This window comes from Bathymodiolus platifrons methanotrophic gill symbiont (assembly GCF_002189065.1).
Taxonomy (GTDB): Bacteria; Pseudomonadota; Gammaproteobacteria; order Methylococcales; family Methylomonadaceae; genus Methyloprofundus.
In genome coordinates this window covers 1-8,157 of sequence record NZ_BDMN01000227.1, presented here as the reverse complement: position 1 = coordinate 8,157, position 8,157 = coordinate 1, and the positions used below count along the sequence as shown (strand labels likewise).

Here is an 8,157-nt window from a genome sequence, read left to right as displayed (position 1 = left end):
CGTAGAATTTTTGGGGTTGAGTCTGTTTAGCATATACAGGTCGTTATGGATAAAAGTGGCGCTAACTATGCAGGATTAGCCAATATTAACCTCTTGTTAATCCTAGCAGGGTTTACCACCATGATCGACATATTACAGGTTAAATATTTGAATAACATCATCGAACAGGATCACCGCTTTATCAAAAAAATAACAAAACCGATGATGGGCTTCAAAGCGTTTCACTCCGCTCAAGCAACTATTGCTGGAATTGAAACAGCACATATGATTCGAAAGGGACAATTGTCTGAAGAAAATATGCCTGCTTATAAGCAGTTTATGGCTTTAGCAGGATAGTTATGCATGAAGACCAGGATGTCTGCGCTTTTGATGATTGTTGCGACAGAACCGAAGCAAATGGCGGGTTTAGTTATTCTTAAAACTTGACTATAGGTCGTAAGAAGGTCTGGGCTGAGGGAGGTCTGAAACTTAGCCTATTACCAATTAGAAACTTTTAAAGAGAGAAATAAAATGAAAAATTCAATATTACTAAGTATATTTTTAACAATTTGGGCATCATCAGCTTTAGCAATTAATTTTGATGGTACTAATGGTATTAACCTAAACTTTGGGTATGATACTGAGGATAATTACCCTGAATATGAAAAGAGTTGTGATGAGCAAAGAATGCGTGAGTATTGGATGTCAGATGAGGAATATTCAAACTTCTTATATGAGTTTCAAGAAACAGAATGTGCGACTATTTATAAACTAGGTGATACTGGAATAGGTGGTGGACGTGTATTTCTTATTACTGATGAAGGTAGACATGGCTTAGAGACATCACCAGTTCAAATTAAGAATGTTGAATGGGGTTGTCATGGGGTTTCTATACCTGGGACTAAAGTTAATATTGGTACAGGTAAGGCTAATACTGATAAGACAATAGAAGCAAATTGCAGTCCTTACTTTGATAACGAACTAGCTTCTGATCTTGTCTCTAAGTCTAGGGCTGGAGGATTCAGTGATTGGTATGTTCCATCGAGACATGAACTATATAAAATATTTGATGTCTTAGGTGTTCATAAAGTACTAGAAAAGAGTGACCCTAATTTGTCATACCCAAGCTATTTCTGGTCATCTACACAAGCAAATAATGAATATAATTATGTTCAAAACTTGACTACAGGTGCAAAATGCTGGTCTCACAAAGCTTTAACACTTAGCTTATTACCAATTAGAAACTTCTAAATAGAGAGCAATAAACAGACTGAGCACAAAGTAGCTCAGTCATGGCTCCCACAAATGATGATATGGACTCCTATCCCTCCTACTGTGTCATAATATGCACCTAAGGAACGCGCACGAAATAACTTCGACAACTTAAAAACCAGTATTCTCTGGAATAGCAACATAGTTCCATCGCTGTTAATCTTGGATGGATTAATAGTCCGTGGTAGGCGAAGGGAAATTTGCCAATCCGAAGTGCGCTAGCAGCGCGCTCGGGAGGCTAAAATTTTATCCCGATGAGCCGTAGAGCTATTTAATGGAGCCTTAGCCATGCGGGTTTTGTGCATGGGTGAGGTGGACGGAGGGCGTGCCAGGGCATAAATGATTCGCCGTGCGGCGAATCGATTTTTGTGACATGGAGTCCCAAAATCTATCATGAAGACGCCAGCCCTGACGCATGAACCTTGCAATATTCCAGTGTCTTTATAGCATGCAAAACTTCTTCCTCATAGATCATCTTATTGTGCTCTATATTATTTACGGATTTCACCAATGATGAGGGGAATCGTCTATTAAATGTGATTTGTACAAACGCAAGGCGCACTTCTCCTAAAAGGACTGTTCGCCCTCTGAAAATACAAGTACACAAAGAAATTATTCGATGTGAAATTCGAAAGGTTGCCGCAAAAACTGTGCGGCCCAATCGTTGCTAATCCACGGGCCGGTTAAGGTTCCTTTGACAAAAGAAAGAAACTCTCGAATCCCCATTTTTTTCACCCACTTCACCACGCGATGAGTGGCGAGAGATATTGCATTGATCAAATGAGCTAAACGCATCAAATGGTGAAAACCACACATCGCCTGCCAGTTATAAGAAAAAGCATGTTCGTAACAATAACCACGGCGCTTTTCAGTATGATTGCTATCCCCTCAATAGCCCAACGGTAGCGGGAGCCTAAGTTACACCGTTCATGTACGTTTTTGAGTGTCAGTAGCTTGCCTGAAATCCACGCATGGCGGCTAAATTTAACCTCAATCTCTGTGGTGTCTGCATTAACAACCGGCCACTCCTCCTTGCAAACAACCAGGTTCAGGAATAAAGTCTTTTTCATCCCGTTCGCGTCCTTAAGTGTATAGGGAATATGATTAACCCAGGTTATTTTTTGCTTTCGCCCCCGCCAATCAGCTTCATAGCTGGGGGTGTCAGGATCTTTCTGGGCATTAAAGGCTTTCCAAACGGACTTCAGGGATTTCTTTTTTAAAACGATCATGCTATCCCAGCCATGCTGAATGCAAAGCTCAAAGACCGGGCCATTGGAATAGAGTCCATCCAGCAAAATCATGATCGGTAATTGTGGAAATTCTTGCTTAATTTTCCAAGCTAGGCGTTTGAATGCCTTTAACTCGCAATCTTGCTTCGCATCATCGGGGGCCCCCTCAGTATGGTTCAGGAATTCAGAGAATAAAGGCAGTGTCAGTCCGTTATGAAAAACAAGATTGGCTTCTAAAACATATATATATATACTGTTGCTCCCATGATGTTTCATTCTCATCCGCTGTCAGCCCCGGACGGGATGATAGTCTCCAGAAGGCGCAGGTCGTTTCTGAGATTTAGCTTTCACAGCAATGGCAGGAGAATAACGGATAACCCAACGATTGAGCGTAGCATGATCCACTTCAACACCTCCGCTGAAAATCATGGAAACGGAGCTTAGCGAAGTGGTGATTTTTAGTCCCTGATAGGCGACAGGGCAATTCGCTGATTCGACGTGTGCTAGCAGCACGCGAGAGGAGCAAGAATTGCATTCCGAATAGCCGTCCAGCCAGTGAGGTAGTAATGACGAAGCGGCTTTTGTGCGTAGTCGTTGCGGACGCAGGGCGTTCAGGGCATCTCCCATCCGCTGCGTAGGTGAACGAATTATGGCGACAGGAGTCCCGGAATTTCGTGAGGTAGCATGGCGCGCCTGTTTTTTAAATCAAGCTGGCTGACCCCCTGAATGCTTGAACTTCCTTGGGAAGAGACTTTTTCAGAGAAAATAGCATCCCATATGGTATGCTATTTATTTATGTCACCCAAGGATTCTACAATATGAGTACAAAAACACAAACAAGCTTACGTTTAGACCCAAAAAACTGTCCGAAGCAAAACAAATCCTTGCTGATCTTGGCTTAAACTTTAGTGAAGCTGTTAATATCTTTACCAACTTAATTGTTGCTAAACAAGGCTTACCTTTTAATCTGAAGTTTCCCAATTATTGAGTAGCTGAAATACACAATGCTGGTGTATCGAGGTTTATTTTAGGTGGTTTTGCCATGTTTATAGCAAACCCCTACTTAATTCCCCTTAGGCAATAGCATTTGAAACGAATGAAAAGACTATTTTTTTCATATAGTTGTAGCATAGTTTCAATTTTACCATAAATAATTATTGGGAAACTTCAGCTTTTAATGTCACATTACCCAATAAAGAAACTCAGGCACTATGCGGGATGTACGTGACGTGCAAGAAAAAACCTGGAAACTTCTTCACTCAAACAGCTAAAACGTGAATTTTCTAAAGAATGAAGACGTGTATCACGTCACAAATCGTTTATTAAAGACATGAAAAATGTACGCCTGAAAGATACTCAAATAACAAAATTATTCCTATATGTTTCCATGTTATTAAGCAATAAACCTTTGCCTCTTGAGTCAAAAGATCATTGCTTGCATGGCGAATGGAGTGACTTTCGAGAATTGCTGTGGGTGGAGATACACTACTTATCTATCAGACCGATGAACACACTGTTTACTTAACACGATTAGGTAGTCATACACAGATTTTCAAAGGGATGTAAAAAAGCATAAGTTTCAATCGGGATCTTCTGGACAATTGAACTCTGGCCGCACCGAGTTTTTGAAATTTGGATGGTTTTTATTTTAACTTTAAATCAAACTGGCTGACCTCCTTGATTTATCTGATATAAAAATAAAAAATGCAGAAAGAAGATGGCAACAATCCCTAATTTTGATACACAAGATGCGGTTAAGTCTCTAAAAGATAAAGGCTTTACCGATACCCAGGCCGACGAGATAGTAAATACTATCAAAAGCAGTCAGGCTAATTTACTTACCAGAACAGATCTAAAGTTTATTTATATAGCTATCTTGCTTAGCCCCTGGTTTCCTGAAATAGTTAAGGGTTTACAAAGCTGATAAAATAAAACTTGCAATTCAATTTCATAAAAAAGCCCAGTAACAGGGCTTTTTTATTGTTTGTTATTTCTGTAATTACCAAAACTTCTCAAATCAAGCTGGCTGGATTTCCTCATACGCTGCCAGCCATGGAGAGCGAACGCGAGGGCTGGTAGTCCCCAGAAGGCGTAGGGCCGTTGTTTTGTCGGAATCGTAGCGCTAGCGTAGGTGGAGACAAAATAAAAGGCATTCCGAAACGCCGTCCAGTCATTTGAGGGAGTGTTACGAAGCCAGCACCGAGTTTACGATGGTAGTGGCGAAGTGGCACGTACGCAGGACGTCTGGGGCGCCGAAGGCATTAGCGGTCGCGTTAAGTTTTTGCCGCTTGCTTGGGCTGGGATGCCCAAAACAAGCTTTCGCAAAAATAGCGACTCCCCGCTTTAACCTTACTCTGACCCCAGTTATCGATTTTCTGGTTGCTTGATAATGCCCTGAATTGCTGCTCTTTGTTTCCTTTCCAAATAGCATAATTTTAAGTGCTATAATTAGCACTTTTACAAGGAGCTGCAGATGTCCGTGATTACAGCAAATGATTTAAAGCGTAGTGGCGTTTCAGGTATTGAAAGGGCAATGATCAATAGTGAAGAACATCAGGTACTGATCGATGTGCGTGGAAAGACTAAATATGTAGTTTTAGATATAGAGGAGTTTAATCACTATAGAGAATATCAGTTAGATAAAGCGATTAATGAAGCAGAGCAATGCCTTATAAAGGGCAAGTTTAGTGTGATTGATGATTTAGATAACTTTTCAGAACAATTAAGGCAAGAGATTAAGCAAGATGCTTAAAATTGTTCGGCCTGATTCTTATATTAAACGAGAATTAAAGTTTTTTAAGAAACATTCAGAACTAATTGATCAATATAGCAAAGCACTCAAGCTATTATCAATAAACCCACATCACCGTTCTTTAAGGTTACATGCCATTAAAACAAAACAATGCCATTCGATTTCTATTAATATGCAATATCGAGTATTGCTTACATTAAGGCTAATGAATGATGGCAAGATAGTATTGATTGATATTGGTAATCATGATGTATATTTGAATTGAACCAAGAGGAACACCAATACAGTCCCTAAAATCAAGCTGGCTGACCCCTTGATTTCCTCATTTAACCTTACTCTGACCTCAGTTATTGGTTATCCATTGTGACCCCAGTTATTGTTGTTTTTGGTTGGGATGCCCAAAACAAGCTATCGCAAAAATAGCGACTCCCCCGCGTCCTTTTTTTTGCCTAAGCAACTGAAGGAAAAAGTTAGAATATGACAATTTTTGTCAGTCTGTTTTTGCTTTTATATTAAAATAACATGCAGACTCTATAATCTATCGCATTTCATACTTGAAATTATGTTGGCATAAACTATGCTTGATCTTGAATGAGTTCATTATTCTCTTTCTTAACTACAAGGTAGAAAAAATCATGAAAAATTTAACATATCAAAAAGTACAACAGGGTTTTACCCTAATCGAACTAATGATCGTCGTTGCGATTATTGGTATCTTGGCGTCTCTTGCGATTCCTGCCTATCAGGATTATACGACTAAAGCAAAGGTTTCTGAGGCTGCGTCTATATCATCAACAGCAAAAACTGCCCTTGCCCTTGCCCTTGCCCTTGCCTTTAGTGAAGGGAGACTTACTAATAATTCAACTAACGGTACTTTAGGTTTAGCTGATCCCACAGCTATAACAAGCAAATATGTTGTATCTGTTACAGCGATAGGCACTTCCACGTTGGCCACAACCCCCACAACCCCCACAACAGGAACAATTACTGTTCTGTTAGACTTTGCAGAAATAGGTAGCTCGCAAATAACTACCGGAATGGGCGTTATTTGGACTGCAACCTGTACTCAAGCAGCGCAATGTAGCTGGGTAGTAACACCTCTGGTTAGTCTTCCAGATAAATTGTTGCCTAAAGCATAGCCTGTTAGAATCATTGCTGATTGATTTAACCCTATAAATCAATCATCGTCAAAACCCAACCATCCAGGCTTGGTAGCTTGGATGGTTTTTTATATTATCTTTCTTAGTAATCGCTATTTTTTAAAGACATACACCCCATACTCAGCTTGTTTTTGTAAGTTAGCTAAGTGCTGAATTTGCTGTTCTATCAGCGTATTATCTTCAGGGTTACCATATAAGGTATTGAGTTCTAACTGATACTTTAAAAACTTAATAGCATCTTTGTAAACTCGAGCATTTACTCCTCCCCAAGCCCCCCATAACACAGTTAAAGCTTTTGAAGTTTGTTGCGTTGCAACTAAAAAGTGCGCATAATCATAGCGGATTCCAAAATCAAAGGGAGTATTTGTTAAAGCATGTTCGTACTCTTCAACAACCGATGTAGAATCTGCTCGCATTGTTTGTAGAATTCCAGCCTTAGTTGCATAATTTCTTGCATTCAAAGGCACTTTATCAATTGCGGCATTAATCTTTTTTAATGCCAGCCCTGCCATTTCTTCGTGTTGAGATGACCCGATTGGCATATCTAATAACTTCTTAGATAAGACCAAGGCGCTGAGCGCATCATAATGCTCTAATGGAGGAAAAAATAAACCTGCGAGCCAATAATAATTCAGTTGCTGTCGCTCATTTTGACTCTTTTCCGCTTGTTGTAAATAATATAAAGACAAGCCACCACAAAGCATTAGCAATACCACAATAGTTACAAAGCCTCGATATAAACTGAAGTACAGCTTGTTCTCTTGCTGCAGATTCTTCTTATATATTGCAATGCTTTGAGCAAGATAAAAATGTCTTGTAGAGCGCCCTAGATAATATGCAAACATAATCTGCATAGTTAATTGGTATAAATGAAAGGTAAAAAAGGTATGCAACAATAGACCAATGCAGACCGTTAAATAAATAAAGCTCTCAATTTTATGGCTAACTGGTGTTGAGTCCAAGTTTATTATTAAAATCAGTAAACGCTTGAGTAGTACGCAAATAAAAGCGATAAAGATCAATAATCCTATAGGCCCCAACTCAAGAAGAAACTGTAAATAATCATTATGTGCAAAAAAGGCTAACTCAAAAGATAGTGGAGGTTTGTATTGCCTGTAAAGAAACTGAAACATTCCCAAACCCCAGCCAAATAAAGGGCTATCCTGATACATGTGCCATGCCGCTCCCCATATTACATCTCGTCCGGAACCTAAAGCCGTTAAAGAGTCAGTGTCTGATACTCGATGTTCAAGTTTTTGATATTGAGAAGGTAAAATCAGGTATTCTGAGGTTGTTGTAATTTTATCGGTGTAAGCCCATGTTAATGAATGCCCCAGCCACCTTTATCCAAAGCTATATTGACGATTTAAATGATGCGCTCAATCAGCTAAAACCCGGAGCCGCTTTGACACGGATTCAAGCCGCTTGGTTGGGCACTTGTTTAACGGGCATACTGCTAATGAACTCTCTTTGCTGGGCTAAGTTTGAGCGAGCAAGCCTTGGAGATTGCAAAGTAGCCGCATTATCCTGGGTGTTTCGTAAAGCAAGTATACCCTGGGAGTGGTTGCTACGGGTGAGTGTGGTCTTAATTTTAAAACGTTATGGCATTACTGAAGGTGTGTTGGCCTTTGATGAATCAGACCGAGCACGATCTAAGTCTACAAAACGTATTTATAAGGTTTACAAGCAGAAACACAAAGGCTCCGGCGGGTATGTTAATGGACAAACGATAGTATTATTGCTGCTAGTTACCTCATCCATTACA

At 39.9% G+C, this 8,157-nt stretch carries 11 protein-coding genes and 3 pseudogenes; 11 read left to right on the top strand and 3 right to left on the bottom strand.

Going from position 1 to position 8,157, the window contains the following annotated elements; genetic code table 11:
* Nucleotides 1-36 precede the first annotated feature (36 nt).
* Both CDZ78_RS12985 and CDZ78_RS12980 read left to right on the top strand, forming a co-directional pair.
* Nucleotides 37-336: pseudogene (locus CDZ78_RS12985) on the top strand (DDE-type integrase/transposase/recombinase); the annotation flags it as partial.
* A gap of 174 nt (nt 337-510) precedes the next feature.
* Nucleotides 511-1,230, top strand: coding sequence for an Lcl C-terminal domain-containing protein (locus CDZ78_RS12980; protein WP_087870390.1), 720 nt, complete (start codon nt 511-513; stop codon nt 1,228-1,230).
* Between the two features lie 815 nt (nt 1,231-2,045).
* Here the strand turns inward: CDZ78_RS12980 and CDZ78_RS12970 are convergent.
* Nucleotides 2,046-2,762: a hypothetical protein gene (locus tag CDZ78_RS12970; protein WP_140414048.1), complete on the bottom strand. Its 717-nt coding sequence runs from the start codon at nt 2,760-2,762 to the stop codon at nt 2,046-2,048.
* A gap of 33 nt (nt 2,763-2,795) precedes the next feature.
* Nucleotides 2,796-2,894 (bottom strand): annotated as a pseudogene (locus CDZ78_RS23195) (IS6 family transposase); the annotation flags it as partial.
* Between the two features lie 169 nt (nt 2,895-3,063).
* Between CDZ78_RS23195 and CDZ78_RS23820 the strand changes: the two are divergent.
* The 8 genes from CDZ78_RS23820 (at nt 3,064) to CDZ78_RS12940 (ending at nt 6,371) form a co-directional block, all read left to right on the top strand.
* Nucleotides 3,064-3,198, top strand: coding sequence for a hypothetical protein (locus CDZ78_RS23820; protein WP_280175581.1), 135 nt, complete (start codon nt 3,064-3,066; stop codon nt 3,196-3,198).
* A 57-nt stretch (nt 3,199-3,255) separates the two neighbouring features.
* Entirely contained in the window at nt 3,256-3,468 is a 213-nt protein-coding gene (locus CDZ78_RS24330) for a type II toxin-antitoxin system RelB/DinJ family antitoxin (RefSeq protein ID WP_373862488.1), read from the top strand.
* Nucleotides 3,469-3,810: 342 nt separating this feature from the next.
* Complete coding sequence (locus CDZ78_RS12960; RefSeq protein WP_230991025.1) at nt 3,811-4,005, top strand: type II toxin-antitoxin system YafQ family toxin; 195 nt, start codon at nt 3,811-3,813, stop codon at nt 4,003-4,005.
* 192 nt (nt 4,006-4,197) lie between these two features.
* Nucleotides 4,198-4,404: a CCDC90 family protein gene (locus tag CDZ78_RS12955; protein ID WP_087870387.1), complete on the top strand. Its 207-nt coding sequence runs from the start codon at nt 4,198-4,200 to the stop codon at nt 4,402-4,404.
* A gap of 258 nt (nt 4,405-4,662) precedes the next feature.
* Nucleotides 4,663-4,827 (top strand): hypothetical protein, encoded by a 165-nt coding sequence (locus CDZ78_RS22060; protein WP_167374296.1) that lies wholly within the window; start codon nt 4,663-4,665, stop codon nt 4,825-4,827.
* 126 nt (nt 4,828-4,953) lie between these two features.
* Nucleotides 4,954-5,232 (top strand): prevent-host-death protein, encoded by a 279-nt coding sequence (locus tag CDZ78_RS12950; protein WP_087870386.1) that lies wholly within the window; start codon nt 4,954-4,956, stop codon nt 5,230-5,232.
* The gene (locus tag CDZ78_RS12945) at nt 5,225-5,497 is read left to right on the top strand and encodes a type II toxin-antitoxin system RelE/ParE family toxin (protein ID WP_087870385.1); all 273 of its coding nucleotides are present in this window, start codon (nt 5,225-5,227) and stop codon (nt 5,495-5,497) included. The genes CDZ78_RS12950 and CDZ78_RS12945 overlap by 8 nt, the downstream gene beginning before the upstream one ends.
* 370 nt (nt 5,498-5,867) lie before the next feature.
* Nucleotides 5,868-6,371 carry a pilin gene (locus CDZ78_RS12940; RefSeq protein ID WP_087870384.1) on the top strand — a complete coding sequence of 168 codons (504 nt, stop codon included), beginning with the start codon at nt 5,868-5,870 and terminating at the stop codon, nt 6,369-6,371.
* 113 nt (nt 6,372-6,484) lie between these two features.
* Here CDZ78_RS12940 and CDZ78_RS12935 read toward each other — a convergent pair whose 3' ends face one another.
* The gene (locus CDZ78_RS12935; protein WP_263459150.1) at nt 6,485-7,669 is read right to left on the bottom strand and encodes an O-antigen ligase family protein; all 1,185 of its coding nucleotides are present in this window, start codon (nt 7,667-7,669) and stop codon (nt 6,485-6,487) included.
* A 41-nt stretch (nt 7,670-7,710) separates the two neighbouring features.
* On the opposite strand from CDZ78_RS12935, the pseudogene CDZ78_RS12930 reads away from it, so the two are divergent.
* Nucleotides 7,711-8,157: pseudogene (locus CDZ78_RS12930) on the top strand (IS701 family transposase); the annotation flags it as partial.